General features: G+C 52.7%; 16 protein-coding genes and 1 tRNA gene. 6 read left to right on the top strand and 11 right to left on the bottom strand.

From position 1 onward, the window contains the following. Positions 1-271 precede the first annotated feature (271 nt). The 5 genes from uvrB to rpsA form a co-directional block, all read right to left on the bottom strand. Entirely contained in the window at positions 272-2371 is a 2100-nt protein-coding gene (gene uvrB / locus CKV68_RS00490) for an excinuclease ABC subunit UvrB (RefSeq protein ID WP_014525692.1), read from the bottom strand. Positions 2372-2415: 44 nt separating this feature from the next. After that, on the bottom strand, positions 2416-3654 hold the full coding sequence (locus CKV68_RS00485; protein WP_014525691.1) for a TIGR04053 family radical SAM/SPASM domain-containing protein: 1239 nt from the start codon (positions 3652-3654) through the stop codon (positions 2416-2418). Between the two features lie 140 nt (positions 3655-3794). After that, a complete protein-coding gene (gene coaE, locus CKV68_RS00480; RefSeq protein WP_029975351.1) occupies positions 3795-4409 on the bottom strand; it encodes a dephospho-CoA kinase in 615 nt (204 codons plus the stop codon). Between the two features lie 101 nt (positions 4410-4510). Further along, entirely contained in the window at positions 4511-6523 is a 2013-nt protein-coding gene (locus CKV68_RS00475) for a glucose PTS transporter subunit IIA (protein ID WP_014525689.1), read from the bottom strand. A gap of 1237 nt (positions 6524-7760) precedes the next feature. Continuing rightward, positions 7761-9224, bottom strand: a complete 1464-nt coding sequence (gene rpsA / locus CKV68_RS00470) for a 30S ribosomal protein S1 (protein ID WP_013911369.1) — start codon at positions 9222-9224, stop codon at positions 7761-7763. A 240-nt stretch (positions 9225-9464) separates the two neighbouring features. Here rpsA and CKV68_RS00465 point away from each other — a divergent pair, with 240 nt between their 5' ends. Then, positions 9465-10253: a class I SAM-dependent methyltransferase gene (locus CKV68_RS00465; protein WP_013911368.1), complete on the top strand. Its 789-nt coding sequence runs from the start codon at positions 9465-9467 to the stop codon at positions 10251-10253. A gap of 250 nt (positions 10254-10503) precedes the next feature. Here CKV68_RS00465 and CKV68_RS00460 read toward each other — a convergent pair. After that, positions 10504-10580: transfer RNA gene (locus CKV68_RS00460), tRNA-Leu, on the bottom strand. Between the two features lie 140 nt (positions 10581-10720). On the opposite strand from CKV68_RS00460, the gene polA reads away from it, so the two are divergent. From polA to CKV68_RS00435, 5 genes are all read left to right on the top strand, one after another. Continuing rightward, complete coding sequence (polA, locus tag CKV68_RS00455) at positions 10721-13381, top strand: DNA polymerase I (RefSeq protein WP_414017490.1); 2661 nt, start codon at positions 10721-10723, stop codon at positions 13379-13381. A 368-nt stretch (positions 13382-13749) separates the two neighbouring features. Next, positions 13750-14691 carry a DUF368 domain-containing protein gene (locus CKV68_RS00450; RefSeq protein WP_095075391.1) on the top strand — a complete coding sequence of 314 codons (942 nt, stop codon included), beginning with the start codon at positions 13750-13752 and terminating at the stop codon, positions 14689-14691. A gap of 155 nt (positions 14692-14846) precedes the next feature. Further along, complete coding sequence (locus CKV68_RS00445) at positions 14847-15746, top strand: ABC transporter substrate-binding protein (RefSeq protein WP_013911365.1); 900 nt, start codon at positions 14847-14849, stop codon at positions 15744-15746. Between the two features lie 45 nt (positions 15747-15791). Beyond that, positions 15792-16748: an ABC transporter permease subunit gene (locus tag CKV68_RS00440; RefSeq protein ID WP_095075390.1), complete on the top strand. Its 957-nt coding sequence runs from the start codon at positions 15792-15794 to the stop codon at positions 16746-16748. 2 nt (positions 16749-16750) lie between these two features. Continuing rightward, positions 16751-17518 carry an amino acid ABC transporter ATP-binding protein gene (locus CKV68_RS00435; RefSeq protein ID WP_013911363.1) on the top strand — a complete coding sequence of 256 codons (768 nt, stop codon included), beginning with the start codon at positions 16751-16753 and terminating at the stop codon, positions 17516-17518. Positions 17519-17578: 60 nt separating this feature from the next. On the opposite strand, the gene CKV68_RS00430 is transcribed toward CKV68_RS00435, so the two are convergent. From CKV68_RS00430 to CKV68_RS00410, 5 genes are all read right to left on the bottom strand, one after another. Further along, on the bottom strand, positions 17579-18397 hold the full coding sequence (locus tag CKV68_RS00430; RefSeq protein ID WP_014836302.1) for a PhzF family phenazine biosynthesis protein: 819 nt from the start codon (positions 18395-18397) through the stop codon (positions 17579-17581). Between the two features lie 23 nt (positions 18398-18420). Continuing rightward, positions 18421-19164 carry a sulfite exporter TauE/SafE family protein gene (locus CKV68_RS00425; protein ID WP_013911361.1) on the bottom strand — a complete coding sequence of 248 codons (744 nt, stop codon included), beginning with the start codon at positions 19162-19164 and terminating at the stop codon, positions 18421-18423. A gap of 98 nt (positions 19165-19262) precedes the next feature. After that, the gene (gene coaD / locus CKV68_RS00420; protein ID WP_095075389.1) at positions 19263-19751 is read right to left on the bottom strand and encodes a pantetheine-phosphate adenylyltransferase; all 489 of its coding nucleotides are present in this window, start codon (positions 19749-19751) and stop codon (positions 19263-19265) included. A gap of 57 nt (positions 19752-19808) precedes the next feature. After that, positions 19809-20387: a 16S rRNA (guanine(966)-N(2))-methyltransferase RsmD gene (rsmD, locus tag CKV68_RS00415; RefSeq protein ID WP_014525684.1), complete on the bottom strand. Its 579-nt coding sequence runs from the start codon at positions 20385-20387 to the stop codon at positions 19809-19811. Next, positions 20388-20600: a biotin/lipoyl-containing protein gene (locus CKV68_RS00410; protein WP_029975349.1), complete on the bottom strand. Its 213-nt coding sequence runs from the start codon at positions 20598-20600 to the stop codon at positions 20388-20390. It abuts the gene before it with no gap. Positions 20601-20645 lie beyond the last annotated feature (45 nt).

Here is a 20645-nt window from a genome sequence, read left to right as displayed (position 1 = left end):
CCGAGTCTAACAACAGGTACTACTCGGCTAGGAGGCATGGCGATGTGCTTTTACAGTCAGAAGGAAAAAACCATGACCGGGGTCACGAGTAACGGAAATGTGTACCGTGACCCACTACCGATTTGGGGGCAAAGCGTCTTTTAAGATTTCCTCATAAAGCCAGTTTGGAAGAGTCATCCCCCAAGGACCCCCTATCCCAATTCACATACACAACAAGCCGAAAAACGCAGCTCAAAAGCAGAAAGAAGGAAAGGGAAAAGCTAAGAAAAAGTTAAAGTCCCAATTCTCGCATACCTCGAAGTTCTTTCTTCAAATCAATGATCTCATCTCTCAACCTACCCGCAAGCTCGAACTTCAAATCCCTAGCAGCCTCCCCCATTTGTGCGGTGAGCTCGGATATAAGCGCCTCGACTTTGTCTGCGGGCATAGTAGAAAGATCGCGCTTCTCCGCAATAGCTGCGTCAGCAGCGGCCTCCTGGGTGGCAGCTTCACCGCGCGCTTCTTGAACCTGGTCCAAAATATCCGCAATTTTCTTTCGCAACGGCTGTGGATCAATGCCGTTCTCCGTGTTGTAAGCGATCTGTTTCTCGCGACGTCGCTCGGTCTCATCAATCGCATGCTGCATCGAGTCAGTGATTTTATCTGCATACATAATGACCGCGCCGGACACATTTCTGGCAGCACGCCCGATTGTCTGAATGAGAGACTTGGTAGACCTTAAGAAGCCTTCTTTATCCGCATCCAGGATCGCCACTAGCGAAACCTCCGGCAAGTCAAGTCCCTCCCTGAGGAGGTTAATACCTACCAGCACGTCATATTCACCCAGCCTGAGCTGCCGCAACAGCTCCACCCGCTGCAAGGTATCAATATCGGAGTGGAGATACCTCACCCGAACATTATTCTCCAGAAGATAATCAGTGAGGTCTTCCGCCATTTTCTTGGTCAGCGTGGTAACTAAGACACGCTCTTCTTTCTGCGTTCTTTGCCTGATCTCATGAATCAGATCATCAATCTGTCCCTTTGTAGGGCGAACGTCCACCTGTGGATCAAGCAACCCGGTGGGACGAATGACCTGTTCAACATATTCTCCCCCGGCCGCAGCAAGCTCATAATCACCCGGGGTGGCGGACATATACACGGTTTGCCCGACTCGCTGTTCAAATTCCTCCCAGCGCAGAGGACGGTTATCCAAAGCAGAGGGAAGTCGGAAGCCAAATTCAACGAGATTACGTTTTCGCGACATATCACCTTCGAACATGCCGCCGATCTGAGGAACGGTCACGTGCGACTCATCAATGATGGTGAGAAAGTCTTCTGGGAAATAATCAAGCAATGTTGCAGGTGCAGAGCCGGCTTCTCGACCATCAAGATGCCTCGAATAATTCTCAATGCCCGAGCAGAAACCGACCTGTTCAATCATCTCAAGGTCGTACTCGGTACGCATCCGGAGTCGCTGTGCTTCAAGGAGCTTCCCCCGGTTTTCCAAGTCGGCAAGGCGATCCGCTAGTTCTTCTTTAATCCCCTCGATCGCTTTGGCCATGCGTTCCGGACCTGCGACATAGTGCGTTGCGGGAAAGATGCGAACTTCCTCTACCCGCCTGATCACGTCGCCAGTCAACGGATGAATATAGTACAAAGCATCAATCTCATCCCCAAAGAACTCCACGCGAACCGCGACTTCTTCATAAGCAGGGATGATGTCCACTGTGTCCCCTTTAACCCGGAATGCTCCGCGGGTAAACCCAATATCATTTCGGTCATACTGGATGTCAACGAGGAGCCGCAGGAATCGATCCCGCTCGACTTCCTCCCCAACCTTCAGCATGACCGATCTGTCGAGGTATGACTGCGGAGTTCCCAGACCGTAAATACAGGAAACCGAGGAGACCACAACAACATCTCTGCGAGACAAAAGCGAACTCGTTGCGCGGTGGCGCAGCCGCTCCACGTCATCGTTAATCGATGAATCCTTTTCGATGTACGTATCGGTCTGCGCGATATACGCCTCTGGCTGGTAATAATCGTAATAAGAGACAAAGTATTCCACCGCATTATTGGGAAGAAGCTGCCGCAGCTCATTGGCCAGCTGAGCTGCCAAGGTCTTATTAGGAGCCATAACCAGCGTTGGCCGTTGTTGCTGCTCAATCAACCATGCCGCAGTCGCAGACTTGCCCGTACCCGTTGCGCCCAGCAATACGACGTCACGCTCACCGCGAGTAAGCCGCTCATCGAGTTCTTTAATTGCGGCAGGCTGATCACCCGCCGGCTTATAATCCGATACAACATTAAACGTCCCGCGTGCGCGCTCAATGTCTCCGACCGGACGGAAATCTGATACGGATAATTCAGGATGTTCTGCAGCAAAAGCCATAGCGACGAGTCTACGCGGGAGCACCGCACCAACGCTGCGATATTCTAAAATTCCACAGATGTATGTCCGGCTTCCGTCCACGCTTGCGGCATATACGCACACGTGGGATCGGATGCCCTTAGGTCTCCGGTGAGTGCATACGCTGTTGATCGTGACCCACCACAGAGATCGTGATACTCACACACCGAGCATTTTCCGTGCCAATGATTGGGGTCACGAAGCGCCTTAAAAGCCGGCGAATGCGCATAAATATCTTTGATTGAGGTTTCCTTCACATTGCCGCAGTGCAATGGCAGGAAACCGCTCGGATATACATCCCCAACATGATCAATGAAGACAAATCCGGAACCCGAGTTCACCGCCATGGGAGGCCTAGGAGTCCTAGGCCGTTCAGGAATGGCACCCAGGAGCCTTGTCGTTTCCGCTGTGAGATAGTCGTAAAGTTCTCCACCTTTATACGGTGGTAACTCGCCAGATGCGCGCAGCTTATGCTGAATGACCACGCGACGATATTGCGGGGCTTCGGTGGTTTTGATGGCGATTCTATTGGCGACGTCGGCAAGCCAATAAAGAGCGTCTTCTCGTTCTTGCGGGCTCAGAGCATTCAACGCTGCGCCACGCCCCGTAGGCACTAGGAAGAAGACGTACCACATCTTCGCCCCCATCTCCATCACGGTTTTCAGGAGCAAAGGTGCCTCTCGGATATTATTTTTGGTCAGGGTCGAATTGATTTGCAGCCGGAAACCCGCATCAAGAATTGTCTGCGCCATCGAGACTGTAGCGTCAAAAGTTCCACTAAAACCACGGAAGGCGTCATGCGTCTGGGCCGTGGCCCCGTCCAATGACATCGACATTGCTTTGCCGCCGAGATCATGAAGTCGCTGAATGCGTTCTGCAGTCAAACGCGGGGTGACCGATGGCGACAATGACATCGAAAGGCCCTGCTGTGTCCCGTATTCCACGAGTTCTTCCAGGTCTTCCCGCTCAAAAGGATCGCCGCCGGTAAGAACCACTAACGGTCGTGGCCTGTCATAGGAAGCTAAGTCCCGAAGAAGTGCAAAGCCTTGCTCCGTGGTGAGCTGCCCGGGGTGAGGGTTATGCTGAGCATCCGCACGGCAATGCTTGCACACAAGGCCACAGGCTCGCGTAACCTCCCAAATCGCAATAAAGGGTTTATGGCTTATATCGCCACGCACGCGTCGTACCGCTTTAAAAGCATCAGACTTCCCCGATAACGTCGAAGAATGTGAGGCGGACAGCGATTTCAGTGGAGACGCGGCCATGGATGGATCCCTTCAACAACAGAAAGTCATTCTTTTGGATGACTTTATTTACAAACTATCCTCCTACTTTTTCTGCCGTTATTCTAGGAAGGGCATCCGAAGAACGCGAGTAAAACATAGTGAGAATGGACACGCTGGTATCACATGTTTTCCTGCGAGAGCGACACCTTCAATAGCCGCTCCCATAGTTCCTCTATCTGAGGTTCAAGATCTGAAAGGGCGCAGGAATTATCAATGACAACGTCAGCTTTTTCCAGCCGAGCGGCATCACTCATCTGGCGCGCGATGCGATTCCGCGCGTCTTGCTCTTCAATACCCCGGAACGTAACCAGCCGCTGAACTCGAATCTCAGCCGGGACATCAACAACCACAACCAGATCCACCTCTGCAGCAAGGCCCTGTTCGAGCAAAAGCGGATGATCAAGCACCGCAACACGATTTCCCTCTTCACGGGCTTGAACCAGACGGTCCTTAATCCGGCGGCGGATTTCAGGATGCGTAATCCCATTCAATAGCTGCGTGTGTTCCTCATCGACAAATGCCCGGCTGGCAAGCAAAGAACGATCAAGAACGCCATCCACTACCACGTCTTCCCCGAAGGCTTGCGCCAACTCCAAGAGGACCGAAGATCCTGGTTCCACAACCTCGCGAGCAATCTGATCGGCGTCGATAATGCATGCGCCTTTGCGCGCCAGTGCCCGTGACACCGTGGACTTACCGCTCCCAATTCCTCCAGTTAATCCAACAATGATCATGGATTAAGCCTAGCGCCGCCACGTTGTACTGCATAAGAAAACCGCCCCTTCACGTTGTGTAAAGGGGCGGCGTGGTTCCGTGCGGAGTAAGAACCCTCTAATTAAGCCTTTGTGGTAATGACCGTGGTGTCAAAGTCAACGTGTGGTGCTGGAGCACTGTTAACCTCATCAAACTTAACGGTATTTGTTACCAAAACCGGGGTGATCATGTTGTAGCCCTTGGACGTGATGAAGTCCTTATCAAAGCTGATAAGCTTCTGCCCCTTGGACACATGCTGCTTCTTCTCCACATGCACGGTGAAACCTTCTCCACCTAGCTGAACGGTATCAATACCAACGTGGATCAAAAGCTCTACACCGTTGTCCAGGCGCAGCCCAACGGCATGTCCGGACTTTTGAACAGTCAGGACCGTCGCGTCTTCAGGCGCAACAACATCCGCACCAGAAGGAACGATAGCAATACCTTTACCCAGCTTTTCTGCAGAGAAAATCGGGTCCGGAACCTCGGACAATGCAACAGCTTCACCTTCAAGTGGGCTGCTCAGCAAGGTAACAGCGCCGGCTTCCAGAGCCGTCTTGGTTGCCACGGCCGTTGCAACGGCTGCGCCACCAGCGACAGGAGCTGCAGCGGGTGCAGGCGCAGGTGCGACTTCATTGTTCTCAGCGGCACGAGCAGCAGCAAGGTTGGCAAGAATTTCAGCCTTTTCTTCCTTACCGCGGTAATCGAAGAAGATAACCAGGAAGAACGAGGTGAAGAAGGCCGCAGCGATGGCGATAGCGTAGCCGCCAATGGGATCCATTGCAGGGATCGTGAGCAGCGAGGTGAAGACGAAGGCAGAAGCCTTGATGTCAAAGATGCCGGCAACAACGCCACCAACAAAACAACCGGCAAGCAAGCGCGGGTAGCACTTCTTAAAGCGCAGAACCACACCATAGAGGGAAGGCTCAGAGATACCACCCAAGAGACCGGCCATCACGCCACCCAGCGAGACCTGACGCATCTGTACGTTGCGCTCCTTGATGGAGAGAACCAGAACACCAGCGACAAGACCGAAGCAAGCAAAGTTCCATGTACCCATGGGACCCTGGATGAAGTCATAGCCCAGAGTTGCAAGGTTGGAGACCATGATTGCGTTAAGCGGCCAGTGTAGTCCCAGCGGAACCAGGAATGGGTACAGCAGCGGGATAATGATTGCCAGCACGAATGGCGAGAAGTCATTAACCGCGTAGAGGAAGTTGGAGATGAGGTTACCGATTCCGATACCGAAAGGACCGAGCAAGAATGCGGCCGCGGGAACCATAATCAGCAGGGAGAAGAACGGTACGAACACCATCTGGACAGCGCTTGGGATGATCTTCTTCAGACCCTTTTCCACAAAGAATAGGCCGATAGCAGCGAGCAACGGTGGGAAGACCTGGCCCGAGTAGTCGTTCAAAACCAGTGGCATGCCAAAGATTTCAACGGTGTCGCCTGCTTTACCCATCGCCAAAAACTCAGGAGTAAGCAAAGCAGCGGGGATGGCTGCACCAACCCACTCGTTAGCACCAAGCTTCTTCGCTGCAGTTGCGCCGATCATCACAGGCAAGAAGTAGAAGACAGAGCGCCACATAGCGTGGAGTAGCTGATAACCAGCAGGCTGTTCCTCAATGGGGGCACGGAAATCTTGCCATCCAAAGGTGTCTGCAAGCACCAGCATGGTGATAATCAGCGAAGCACCCAGCAAGGCCCACAAAATGGGACGGAAAGTATCCGAGAGGAACTCAAAGGAATAGTCCACCCAGGAGTACTTGCCACGCACTCCACCGTACTGCTTCTTGGTAGAAGCATTTCCACCGTCGGAGTCACCGGCAGCCTTAGAAGACATACCCGGCAGACGAACGATGTCCTGGTAGTAATTAGCAACACCGCCGCCCATCACTACCTGGAGTCCGCTAGATCCCTGAGGAACGACACCAAGAACATCACTATTAGAGTCCAGAGCCGTTTGGTCTGCCTTGGACTGATCATGAAGCTGGAAGCGAAGACGCGTAGCGCAGTGCGTGAGCGATGCCACGTTATCCACGCCACCAACCTTGTCCAAAATGAACTCAGATGTCTGCTTTGTAGACGCCATGAGCCTACCTTTCAAACGTTGTGTTTGTTCTGTTCCCAACGTCGACACCTGTTCAAATGGTCACAGTCGGAACAAAAACCGGAAAACAATCACAATCCTAGTAAGAAAACGGGCCGGATACAACACAGAAACAACAAGTTCAGAAACTCCCCCTTTTCCCCATTCCCCCCGCTCAGCCCCCCTCTTTAACTTTCCCCAGCCCGACAGCCGTTACAGGCGGCACCACTCCCCCTATGTCCCCTATTGACCCAAGCGCCATATGTCACTGTTTTATTTTTACTGTTTTCAGCATCACACTTTATTGACATGGAAACCAACACCAATTTCAACACTTATTGGTAATCTCCCTTTTCGGAGCCCGCTAATCCCGCACTTCTGCCACCTCTCAATACCGTCGAATCATATAGATCCATCCCCTTGGATAGACCTATATCCGATGAAGGCAAAAGAGCCAACGACATAAATATCAAGGTTATTCACTGGACTCTCTACATAGCAGTCTCTTTGTTCACAGCTACTCTTGTGACGCAAGCCAGAATTATCGGTTTGTCGGACTTATTACCCCGCATTTTGTCCGGGTGATCGTTGGATCTTACATGGTACGTAATCCTTCTGCCTGCTCTCCTTACTCCAGGTTCGGGCGAGATCCGGGTTAATGGCTTAGTTCCCCACTCCCTATCATCGAGACGCTTAACCCAATTAGCTGCCCTTACTAGCGCAGCATTCACAAGCCCACGTGGACTTAAAAGTGGAAGACATTGTTGCTCTAGGAAAATACCCCGTCAACGAGTTCAGCTCGCCTGCGTTTTTTCACCCAAAACCCAGAGGTCCTTTTTACACAAACCAACAAACCACCTCGACCTAGGTGCAGCATGGGAGATTATGGAGGCAATCACCAAGCGCGGTGTGTCTGTTGTTGGAGCCTTCCATAATCTGGACCTGCAGCTCGATTCTGCGATGTCTGCGATGTCATCGTGGCGATGAAAACGGAGAAATTTATGCCTACGGACCCCGAGGAAACTCTTACGCCCAAAATTTAAGAGAAACATACGGCATTACGGTTTACGTCGATAAGCATCCTGTCGACGGACGTCCCTTGATAATTCAAACCGGAGTTACACCGCGATCATGACTTGAACGCCACTTAATCAGCATTGTGCAAAAGACCTAAGGACATAAAGAGAGCGTCTAAGGAATATTCCTTAGACGCTCTCTTTATTGAAGTACTAATTCAAGATTAGTTACCAGCGAGCTTCTCGCGAAGAGCAGCGAGCTGCTCGTCAGAAGCCAGGGAGCCACCCTCAACCTCAGAAGCTGCTTCGGCCGGAGCTGCCTCAGCGGTCTCAGAGGAGTAGTTAGCTTCCTCGCCAGCTGCTGCTGCCTCGGCAGCTGCAGCTACGCGGTTCTTCTCAATCTGAACAGTGTGCAGCTGGAAGCGACGCTCGGACTCTGCGTAGCGAGCCTCCCATGCCTGACGCTGCTCGTCGAAGCCTTCCATCCACTCGTTGGTCTCCGGATCGAAGCCCTCAGGGAAGATGTAGTTGCCCTGCTCGTCGTAAGAGTCAGCCATACCGTACTTGGATGGGTCGAACTCTTCGGTGTAATCCTCGTCAGCCTGCTTGAGGGAGAGGGAGATACGACGACGCTCGAGATCGATGTCGATGACCTTGACCATAGCCTCGTCGCCGACGTTGACAACCTGGTCCGGAACCTCGACGTGGCGCTGTGCCAACTCGGAGATGTGGACCAAGCCCTCGATGCCCTCTTCGACGCGAACGAACGCACCGAATGGAACAAGCTTGGTGACCTTGCCCGGAACGATCTGGCCCACAGCGTGAGTGCGGGCGAAGACGCGCCATGGGTCTTCCTGAGTAGCCTTCAGGGACAGGGAGACGCGCTCGCGGTCGAGATCAACGTCGAGAACCTCAACGGTAACCTCATCGCCGACGGCGACGACCTCAGATGGGTGATCGATGTGCTTCCAGGAGAGCTCGGAAACGTGAACGAGTCCGTCCACGCCGCCGAGATCGACGAATGCACCGAAGTTGACGATCGAGGAGACAACGCCCTTGCGGACCTGGCCCTTCTGCAGCTGGTGAAGGAACTCAGAGCGGACCTCAGACTGGGTCTGCTCGAGCCATGCACGACGAGACAGAACAACGTTGTTGCGCTGCTTGTCCAGCTCGATGATCTTAGCTTCGATCTGCTGTCCGATGTATGGATCCAGATCGCGAACACGGCGCATCTCAACGAGAGATGCAGGCAGGAAGCCACGGAGTCCGATGTCCAGGATGAGGCCACCCTTGACAACCTCGATGACGGTACCGGTAACCGGCTCGTCCTTCTCCTTGAGCTCCTCGATGGCACCCCATGCACGCTCGTACTGTGCGCGCTTCTTGGACAGGATCAGACGGCCTTCTTTGTCTTCCTTGGTAAGAACAAGAGCGTCGATCTGGTCGCCGACCTCGACGACCTCGTCCGGGTCGACATCGTGCTTGATGGAAAGCTCGCGTGAAGGGATAACACCTTCAGTCTTGTATCCGATGTCGAGCAAAACCTCGTCGTGGTCAACCTTAACCACGGTGCCCTCGACGATGTCACCATCGTTGAAGTACTTGATGGTTGCGTCGACAGCTGCGAGGAAATCCTCAGCGGAGCCAATATCGTTGATGGCTACCTGAGGGACGTTGTTGGTGGGCATATGTTAAGTGCTCCGAATTAGGTAGGAATAGTTGATGGACAGGAACGTATCTCTCAAAAAATCACTACTTAAGCTGCGATTTTGATCCCGCTAGAGCCGTACGCCATCCTCCTACTTGGGACTAACATATGACTTAAGCACAGACACGCTCGCTCAAGGATAGTGCATTTTCCCTGCTAGATCAAGATTGACACTCCGTGTTTCTTCCCCCATTGTTGGCACGGGTTAGTCTTCAAGACTATGAGCAGTTTAGACCCCTGCATCCCAGATGCGATCACCGTTTCCACCCGCGAGGCCGCCCACGCGAGCCAAGCATGGTGGGACAGCGATGCACAGCACTATCACGACGAACACCAGGAATACCTATCCGGCTTTTATTGGTGTCCTGAAATGCTCGCCGAGGAAGACGCTCACCTACTGGGAGACGTCCGCAATAAGCGGGTATTAGAAATAGGCTGCGGCTCTGCTCCATGCTCACAGTGGCTCGCTCGCAACGGCGTTGGCTTTATCACGGGCTTTGACCTATCACTCGCGATGCTGCGGCACGCAGATCAAGACGCTACCCCGCTCCCGCTGGTCAACGCTGATGCACAATCACTCCCCTTCAAAGACGCATCCTTTGACATAGCGTTTTCAGCTTTTGGTGCTTTTCCTTTTATCCCCGACATCACCGCAACACTTTTCGACGTCTCCCGAGTCCTCACCACCGACGGCCGTCTAGTATTTTCCGTCAACCACCCCATGCGCTGGATTTTCCCTGATGATCCAGGCCAAGCCGGACTAATAGCTTCCATCCCGTATTTTCAGCGCAGTTACGTCGAGGAAGATGAGGAAGGTCGGCCTACATACGTAGAGTTCCAGAGAACAATCGGTGATTGGGTACGTGCGCTCACCCAAGCGGGCTTTATTCTCCAGGACATCATTGAACCGGAATGGCCCCACGATCTCACCCGTTCCTGGGGCCAATGGTCACCGCTTCGAGGAAAAATCTTCCCCGGCACTGCCATATTCGTGGCCCATAAAGCCTAGGACTTAGCCCCTTCTTTGTCGTTTTTGAGAACGCTAAAAATCCCGTCCTGGAGTTTTACAGGCACCACACCCGCTAGCGTTCTCAAAAACGACATTTTTGGCTTTCCCCCCACAGAAGGCAGGCCACAGCACATGAAACTGGAGTGTCCAATAAAACGTCCACGTCCTCTTTTGCCGTTTATCTCCAGAACACCACACCATAAAAAAAGCGCCACCTACCAGCATAAATCTAGTAAATGGCGCTTATAAATGGTGCCCCTGGTGAGACTCGAACTCACACTGCACGGGTTTTGAATCCGTTTCCTCTGCCAATTGGGATACAGGGGCGCTGCAAAAAAATATTAGCGGACGTGAGCATAAAAAGGCTAATCCGCTCGTAGATGGGGAAAAGTTCGGGTTTTCTCGCAAAACTTGGGCCCAATGATGGCGGGGAGGTGAGCGAAACAAAAAATAACTAGACTAACCACGTGACTTCAACTAGCAACCGTTTAATGCTTATCGACGGCCACTCGATGGCGTTCCGCGCGTTTTATGCGCTGCCGGCCGAAAACTTTTCCACATCAGGTGGACAAGCGACCAACGCTGTCTATGGATTCCTATCGATGCTCTCTTCTCTTTTGAATGAGGAGAAGCCGTCTCACGTGGCGGTGGCTTTTGATATTGGCCGGAAGACTTTCCGCACAGACATGTTCCCTGAGTATAAGGCTCAGCGTGAAGCCACGCCGCCAGAGTTTAAAGGCCAGGTCGAGCTCATTAAAGAGGTTCTTGAAGTTTTGGGGATCACCACCCTGGAAAAAGAGAACTACGAGGCAGATGACGTCATCGCTACGCTGGCCACCGCCGCGCAGCCACTGGGATTTGAGACGCTCATTGTCACGGGTGACCGTGATTCATTCCAGCTTGTCAACGAGACCACGACCGTTCTTTATCCGATGCGCGGGGTCTCAGTGCTCCATCGCTTTACCCCTGAAGCCGTGGAAGAGAAATATGGCCTCACACCTGCGCAATACCCAGACTTTGCGGCATTGCGAGGAGACCCTTCGGATAATCTGCCCAACATTCCCGGCGTGGGGCCCAAAACGGCCACCAAATGGATTGTCGAGTACGGCAGCCTCGATCAGCTGCTGGAACACGCTGATGACATCAAAGGTAAAGCTGGTACGAGCTTCCGTGAGCGTTTAGAGCAGGTTCGGATGAACCGGACGCTGACGGAGATGGTGAAAGATCTTGAGCTACCGTATTCTCCCGACGAACTGGGCCTTAAACCGGCGCAGGTAGTGGGCGTGGCTGAAAAATTTGATGAGCTCGAATTTGGTACCAACCTACGCGAACGTGTGATGGCAGCAGTGGGAGCCGATGCAACCACGGCAATCATGGAAGAACGCGCTGAAGTCACCGTGGAGCAGACAGCGCTTAACGAGTGGCTAGCACAGCGTGAGGGCGAAGGCCTTGCTGTATATGTGCGTGGACGAGGCACTCCGGCAACCGGAGATGCTGAAGCTTTAGCGATCGCGGATAAGCAACGCCGCGTAATCGCCATTGATCTTTCAGATATTGACCCGAAAGATGAAAAGGCTCTGGCACAGTGGCTGAGCAGCGAAGCCCCCAAGTATCTACACGAGGCAAAAGCGACTTTCCATATGCTCTCCGGCCGTGGGTTTGAACTCAACGGAATTGCGCACGATACGGCCATCGCTGCATATCTGCTTAGGCCGGGTCAACGAACTTATGATTTGAAAGATGTCTATCAGCGCCATCTGCAGCGTCAGCTCTCTGGAGAGGAATCTCAGGGGCAACTTTCGCTTCTCGACGCGCCCGGCTCAGAAGAACTCATCGATTCTGCCATTGCAATTCTTGAGCTTTCCGAGGCACTGACTAAGCAGTTAGAAGCTATTGATTCGTTCGAGTTATACCGCGATCTTGAACTACCACTCGCCTTGATCCTGGCACGGATGGAAGCCGTTGGCATCGCAGTTGACGTGGAAACTCTAGAAGATCAGCTCAAGGTTTTTATCGAGCGAGTTCAAGAACATGAAGAGGCGGCTCGACATATCGCGGGTGATCCGTCCTTAAATCTTTCGAGCCCAAAACAGCTCCAAGTTGTTCTCTTTGAGACTCTGGGTCTGCCTAAAACTAAAAAGACAAAGACGGGATACTCCACAGCTGCTAAAGAGATTGAAGCGTTGGCGGTTAAACATCCAGACCCCTTCCTTGATCATCTCCTTGCGCACCGCGAGAATCAGAAACTGAAAACGACTCTGGAAGGGCTCATTAAAGCAGTCGGGTCAGATGGCCGTATCCACACCACTTTTAATCAGACCGTGGCTTCTACGGGGCGTTTAAGCTCAACAGAACCCAATCTGCAAAACATCCCGGTTCGTACGCAAGACGGTAGGAAAATCCGATCAGCATTCATCGTGGACGAAGGGTATGAAACACTCCTTACCGCGGATTACTCCCAGATTGAAATGCGTGTGATGGCCCATCTTTCAGAGGACCCAGGTCTTATTGAGGCTTATCGTAAAGGCGAAGATCTCCATAATTACGTCGGCTCTCGAGTTTTCGAGGTCCCGGTAGATCAGGTAACGCCAGAGTTGCGTCGTCGAGTAAAAGCGATGAGCTATGGCTTGGTCTATGGTCTATCGGCCTTTGGTCTCGGACAGCAGCTAAATATTCCTGCTGGCGAAGCCAAGCAGATTATGACGAGCTATTTTGAGCGTTTCGGTGGAGTAAAACAGTATCTGGATAACGTGGTGGAGCAGGCTCGAAAAGATGGTTTCACCTCTACGTTATTCGGTAGGCGTCGGTACCTTCCTGAGCTTGGTTCAGATAACCGAGTAGCCCGCGAAAACGCAGAACGCGCTGCGCTTAATGCCCCTATCCAGGGAACAGCCGCAGACATTATCAAGGTCGCAATGATCCGTGTTGACCATGAACTGAAAAAGGCTGGGGTTTCCTCTCGCGTGCTATTGCAGGTTCATGACGAACTCGTGGTGGAAATTGCACCAAACGAGTTGGGACAGGTGCGTGAGATAGTGGAAAAGGAAATGGATGCGGCCATTTCTTTGCGTGTGCCACTTGAGGTTTCGGCAGGTAGTGGCCCTAACTGGGAAGTGGCAGCCCACTAGGCGGTAGATACAGCAGCTGAAAGTGCGTTTGTTGGCAAGACAGCCTTCAAGCGCACTTTTGCTTTTCACTTGTTGCGCCCTGCCGCTTTGGTTCTAGGAAGCCACAATGTCGTTTTTGAGAACGCTAGAAATCTTGTCCTGGGGTTTTACTAACGGCACACTCGCTAGCGTTCTCAAAAACGACATTTCCTATCGATTTCCCACCGATCTCCTCCACTCCCCGTCACAGCTTTTCTTCTTCACAATGCCGTGCAGGTTTGTGAGCCATCAGGACTTTCTTTAAAAAACCGTCTAAGGTGTCAAGCTGTACATTTTTAACAACTACAGTGGCCGCTTTCTTGCAACGGCCACCTAGAAGAAAGCGGTTCATGGCAGCCACACCCCAAGCGACTACCAGGTCCTCATCCTTCTCCGGTTCCATTGTGCACGTCATCGCAGGCGGACTTATTGGTCTTGCTGAGATGGTTCCCGGCGTTTCCGGCGGCACTGTTGCGCTCGTCGTAGGTATTTATGAACGAGCTATCCACAATGGCCATTCCCTACTCCATTTAGTTCGCACCATGTTTACTAACCCATCCGGGTTGAAAGAAGCAGCACGACGCGTGGAATGGCTCTTCCTCGCATGCGTCGGATTTGGCATGGTGGCCACGGTTCTTTTGCTTTCTTCTGTGATGCATAATTTCGTGGAAAATCATGGACAATCTGCTCGCGCCCTCTTCTTGGGCATGGTGGCTGTTTCTATTACAGTGCCATTGCTCATGATTTCCCGAAAAGACTATTCACAAAAACGCGTCGCCATCATTGCAGCTTTCATCATCGCGGCGATCCTTACTTTTATCGGCACAGGTTTTACGTCCGAGGAAAAAACTGATCCGTCGTTAGTCGTGATCTTCTTCGCTGCTGCGATAGCCGTATGCGCCCTGGTTTTGCCTGGTATTTCTGGCTCTTTCATCCTCTTGTCTTTGGGCCTCTACGCTCCAGTCATCGGAGCGGTCAGCGACCGTAACCTCACGGTCATGACCGTGTTTGCGCTCGGCGCATTGACCGGAATTGCATGCTTTATCAAGATTCTGGATTATCTGATTACTGTTCACCGAACAATCACGCTGGCTACCATGGCGGGATTGATGCTTGGTTCGCTCCGTGCATTGTGGCCTTGGCAGGATATTTCCGGCTCCCCTGCGGCACCTTCCGGAAACATCGGCATGACTATTCTTTTGATCCTTGTTGGAGGCGGAATTGTAGCAGCAATCATGCTGATAGAACGTCGTTTTAACACCAAGCCCAGCACTGAATCAGAAAACGCTTAACCCTAAGGTTTTCCCTTAAACTCCACCACGTTCGGTTGAACAAAGCCATGGAAGCGATGGCTCCCCGTACAAGATATTACGGGGTTGCATCGATTTTCCATGGCTTTTAGCCTGTCAATTAAACATAATATGTAGGAAGCGGTATTATTTCCTCCATGAAATCCCGCACCCGTGTCTTGGCCTTGTGTACTGCGATTACACTTGCCGTCTCACTCAGCGCGTGTGTGACCAATGAAGAACAAGGTCACCCCGACGGTTGGGAAGAGGTCTCGCCGCCCGCAGTACCCGACATTGCTGCTCTTGTCCCCCAACCTCTTGCAGAAAAGGGAACATTGGTAGCAAGTTCAAACCCGCCATTCGCACCATTTGAATTCAAGAACTCTCGTCATGAGATCATCGGGATGGAAATGGATCTTATGAGGGCAGCTTCATCAGTTATGGGGCTTAAGTATCAACCAATCGAGCAGGATTTCTCCCTCATTCTCCCCTCTCTCAGCGCCGGAACCATTGACGTGGGAGCCTCTGGTTTTACGGACAATGAGGAGCGGCGGAAAAATTATGACTTTGTTGATTTCCTCTATGCGGGAGTTCAGTGGGGGCAACAAGTCGGTTCACCTATCGACCCAAATAATGCATGCGGTCTATCCATTGCAGTGCAACGTACAACGGTCGCCGACACAGATATTGTGCGTCCTATGAGTGATGAGTGTGTAGCTCAAGGTAAAAAACCTATCGAGGTACTCGCGTATGAGACCAGCGATCAGGCCGCAACCGCGCTTGTCTTAGGACGCGCCGATGCCTTCGTCGCAGATTCGCCGGTACTCGCATGGGCTATTTCTAGGTCCGAAGGAAAGCTAGAAACAGTGGGATCCATCAGCGACGCCGCCCCCTACGGCTTTGCAGTACCTAAGGGATCTCAACTCGGCACGGCGCTAGCCGCTGCGCTGCAGCACCTCATTAACACTGGCGATTACCAACGAATCCTCAAAATGTGGGGAATTGATGAGGGGCTTGTTTCCTCAGCGATGATCAACGAAGTACCTATCGATCAATAAGCATCCCTCTCATAACCGCTATCCCTAAAAACATAAGGAAACTACATGACCTCCCCACAACCGAAACCCATTCAAGCGAAGCCGCTGCGTCACCCCGGCCGCTGGGTTGCAGCCGTCCTTATTCTTCTGGTGTTCCTCTGGTTTATCATCAGCGCGGCCACCAATGAAGCATATGGTTGGGACACGTATGTTCAGTATCTCTTTGATACTCGTATCGCCTTAGCAGCAGGCCACACTCTGGCCATCACGGTCTTGTCCATGATCCTGGGCGTTGCCTTAGGCTGTGCCGTGGCCGTCATGCGCATGTCGCCTAATCCAGTCCTGCGCACTGTCTCGTGGTTCTATCTGTGGATATTCCGTGGAACTCCGGTTTACGTCCAGCTCGTCTTCTGGGGTCTCCTCGGTTCGCTGTATCAAACAGTCAACCTTGGTTTTACAGAAATATCCTTGGAAAATGCCCTCTCCAATATGTTCCTACTCGCAGTTTTGGGACTCGGTCTCAACGAGGCCGCATATATGGCAGAAATCGTCCGTTCTGGTTTGCAGGCGGTTCCCGAGGGGCAAACTGAAGCCTCCAAAGCCTTGGGCATGAGCTGGTGGATGACCATTCGCCGTACGGTCCTCCCCCAAGCGATGCGCATTATTGTCCCTCCTACGGGCAACGAGTTTATCTCTTTGCTCAAGACCACGTCCCTGGTCGTAGCAATCCCTTACACCGCTGAGCTTTACGGACGCGCCACCGATATCGCCGCAGCACTGTTTGATCCGGTACCCCTGCTTCTTGTGGCAGCAACCTGGTACCTGGCAATTACCTCGCTGTTGATGGTCGCGCAAAGTTACTTGGAAAAGTATTTCGACCGAGGCGCAACACGTGAGCTGACTGCTCGCCAGCTTGCAGCGCTTGCCGACGCAGAAGGCACCCTCCCCAAAAACGTCAATATCGTCGCCGAACCTCCTACGCGGCAGCATCGACACCCACGTAACCCGCAGAAAGGCGCTTGATAATGGCTGAGAATCTCATGATTAGTGCGCAGCAGTTGTGCAAGAACTTCGGCCAAATTGAGGTCCTCAAGGGCATCGATCTTGAAGTTCCTCAGGGATCTGTGACTTGCCTCATTGGCCCCTCGGGTTCTGGTAAATCCACGCTTTTGCGGTGTGTTAACCACCTGGAAAAGATCAACGCTGGCCGCCTGTACGTAGATGGTGAGCTGATCGGTTATAAAGAACGCGACGGAATCCTCTACGAGATTTCTGAGAAAGAAGCCGCGCGTCAGCGTGCCGATATCGGCATGGTATTCCAAGGCTTCAACTTGTTCCCACACAGAACCGCAATCGAAAACATCATAGAGGCTCCCATTCACGTCAAAGGTGTGCCGGAGTCCGAGGCTCGTGCCAAAGCCATGGAGCTACTCGCGAAAGTCGGCTTGCAGCATAAGGCAGACGCTTACCCGGCTCAGCTTTCTGGCGGTCAGCAGCAGCGCGTAGCCATCGCGCGTGCAGTAGCCATGGAACCCAAACTTATGCTTTTCGACGAGCCCACCTCCGCCCTCGACCCAGAGTTGGTAGGAGAAGTTCTGCGAGTGATGCGCGACCTTGCAGAAGGCGGCATGACCATGTTGGTGGTCACGCATGAGATGGGCTTTGCCCGTGAAGTCGCAGATACCGTCGCCTTCATGGATGGCGGTGTGATTGTTGAAATCGGTGATGCTCGTCAGGTTATTGATAACCCTCAGCACGAACGCACCAAGACGTTCCTCTCCAGCTTGCTCTAAAAAACGTTTTACTTTTATGCCCGAGGCTCTGAGAACACAGCGCCTCGGGCATTGTTGTAGCTATATGTTCACGGTTCCGCTGATAGTAAGCCTGCATTGTCCGCCTACCCACAGGGCGTCGGCACGCTGCGAGACAAAGATTTTTCCGGCCCGCCCTAGCACGGCACCCTGACGCGCCGAGTAGGAAGGAGGGACCATCCCCTCGCGGATAAGCCATTGGGCTAGCCCTGCGTTCAGGCTCCCCGTGACCGGGTCCTCCCCTATGTCTGGGTTGAAGGCGCGCACTTCCATGACATCACCGTCGCTGGAATCTAGGAGGCTCACCACACCAAGCTTGAGTCCTTCCATCAGCGCATAGTGTGGCTTAATGCCTCGTATGTCGACTCCTGGGCTAAGCAGAACGCCGATCCATCCTGTTCCGTTGTCAATTCGCTGAGTCTTCACGATGTCATCAAAAGTTATGCCCAAGGCCTGCGGAATGCGTTGGATCTGTTCCGGAGGAAGCGGCGACGTATCCAGCAGAGCAGGCGCCTGGAAAGACAACACGTCTTTATCGATCTGTATCGGGACTAAGCCCACGGAGCATTCCTGGACAATATGCGCTCCCTGCATCACTCCGCCTGCAGCAAGCCACGCGGCCGCAGAGCCCAAGGTGGGGTGTCCGGCAAAGGGAAATTCTTTGGTGGGGCTAAAAATTCTGACTCTATAGTCTGCGTTGGGAGTGGTTGGCTCAAGGAGAAAAGTAGTTTCCGATAAATGTGTCCATGCCGCAAAGCGCTGCATCTGGCGTTGCGACAATTGGTCGGCATCGTGGACTACAGCCACAGGGTTACCGCTTAAAGGTCCGGTGGAGAAAACATCAACGTAGGAAACACGCATGAGTCAAATATATGTGGCTCAGATCAGAAGAGCCCTACCAAGCCTCGGAGCAAAACCATAACGCCTCCTAGCGTTGCCACGCTCAGAGAAATCTTTCTTGCCGTAGAACGAGGAATCTTTTGGGAGGCTCTCGCACCAATAAAAATTCCGGCGATCATGCCGAGTATCCCAAAGATCCATACCCAGGGAGTCACCGATGCCACCGTTCCCGCGCCTGACGCTACTTTTACCGTCAAGGAAACCAAACCTGAGACTATGAAGATTGGTTGCAGCGTCGCCGCAAAAGGTACTTGCGGCCACCGAGCCACCTGCGCGTAGACGGTAATAGCTGGTCCTGCGATGCCTGCAAGGGTATTCATAAAACCGGCGATAATACCTGCAATAACAGCGGGTGCTCTTCCTTGAGCGTGGGGAATACGTTGAACTCCAAAGGTCACTGTGGCGAGTGCGCCCAGTAGCAAAGTTCCCACCACAACCTGCAGCGTTGGCCCCGACACAACTCTAATGAGCCATGCGCCAGGAATCGCACCAAGCACGAGTACCGGAGCAATGAGCCAAAACTTTTTCCAATCGACGCTCTTGCGCACGATCACAGTGGTCATAGTTGCGTTGATAGCGGCTAGGAGGTTGACCACCAATATTCCCTCTATCGGGCCCATGACGATGCTCAGAATCGAACCAGCAACTAGCCCAAGCCCCATGCCGGATACTCGCTGTAGTAACGACCCGACAGCCACGATCGCAAAAACCAACAGCGCGAGACCCATATTGCTCCTAGCATCTAAAAAATTTGAGTGTGACTCAAATTACCAGAATCGCACGCACATGTTGACGCGTCCCCCATATTCGGGAGGCCGTTTAACCGCTAGCCGAGTTTTTGTTTCATTGCCACAGAAACTGCAGCCGGGAGCATGTCATCAACATTTCCGCCGTATTTAACAACCTCTTTGCACAAAGTCGAAGAGATATAACCATAAGCCGGATCAGTCATCAGGAATGCCGTGTCAATCCCAGATAGCTTCCTGTTCATCTGTGCCATCGGAAGCTCGTACTCATAGTCAAGGGCTGTGCGCAGTCCTTTCACCAGAACACTCACGTCATGAGCGTTTGTGTAATCGACTAAAAGCCCGCCCCAATGGTCCACAGAGACGTTGTCCAGCCCCCCGACCTCTCGTACTGCAGCCCGAATAAGATCTTTGCGCTCTTCAACGTTGAACATTCCGGAGGGTTTATTCGGATTTGCCGTAACCAGTACGGTCACGTGGCCATACATTTCGGAGGCACGGCCGATAATGTCAATATGGCCTTTTGTTACGGGATCAAAAGAACCAGGGCAAACAGCGTGTATGGCCATCAAGCATCCTTATTAGTTAAAAAAGTAGCGTGCACAGTAGCGGTCATTCAGCAAGCATCATTGTGAGACAAGGTCTTGATGAAATACGGCCATGTCCATGCGCGCGATTCCAAAAGTCCGCTTTTTCAGCTTCTGTGTGGTGGGAACAAAGCATGCAGGCCATGCGGTCTCCGGGGACTCGCGATGGCGCTCTACGACGACCGCTGCTCCGTCGACAAGCGTAGGGATCAGTGCCACGAGCATCTCCGCTATGTCTGAATCTGGTAGGTCATAAGGAGGGTCTGCGAGCACCATGTCAAAGTATTCTTTGGGAGCACTCGCCACGTAGGTGGAGGCCTTCATTTCCGCAACCGTGACGTTAGGATGCCCAACAACCTGCATATTGTGGCGAATAATCTGCACGGCCTTGGGGTTGTTTTCTACCAGTACTACTTCATCCGCGCCCCGGCTCGCGGCCTCAAGACCGAGCGCCCCAGATCCCGCAAAAAGATCCAGAACCTTCGCACCAACAAAGCCAAAGCGCACCTGAAGAGAAGAAAAAAGTCCTTCGCGAGCACGATCCGACGTAGGCCGTGTTCCTTGCTCAGGCACCTTAATTGTGCGACCTCGGGCTTCACCAGAAATAATTCGAGTCATCTATGCTTCCTCCACGATAAGTAGCACGTCCCCGCCCATGACGTCGTCAAAGTTGTCTTTGGCCAAAGTTGCTACGATCCCTGGCCCCGGCGCGATGATGGGGGCCTCAAGCTTGATAGCTTCGACTGATGCGAGCTCTTGACCGGTATCAACGGTATCGCCAAGTCCTACTTTGTAGTGGACTATTCCGGCGAATGGGGCACAGATTTTCATGCTTTTAACCATAGCGTACGGTTTGTGAGCCTTTTGAGCTTAGGT

Origin of the sequence: Corynebacterium ulcerans, assembly GCF_900187135.1 — a bacterium.
Classification (GTDB): domain Bacteria; phylum Actinomycetota; class Actinomycetes; order Mycobacteriales; family Mycobacteriaceae; genus Corynebacterium; species Corynebacterium ulcerans.
The sequence above is the reverse complement of the archived record's forward strand: the minus strand, read 5'-3'. Positions and strand labels throughout refer to the sequence as shown.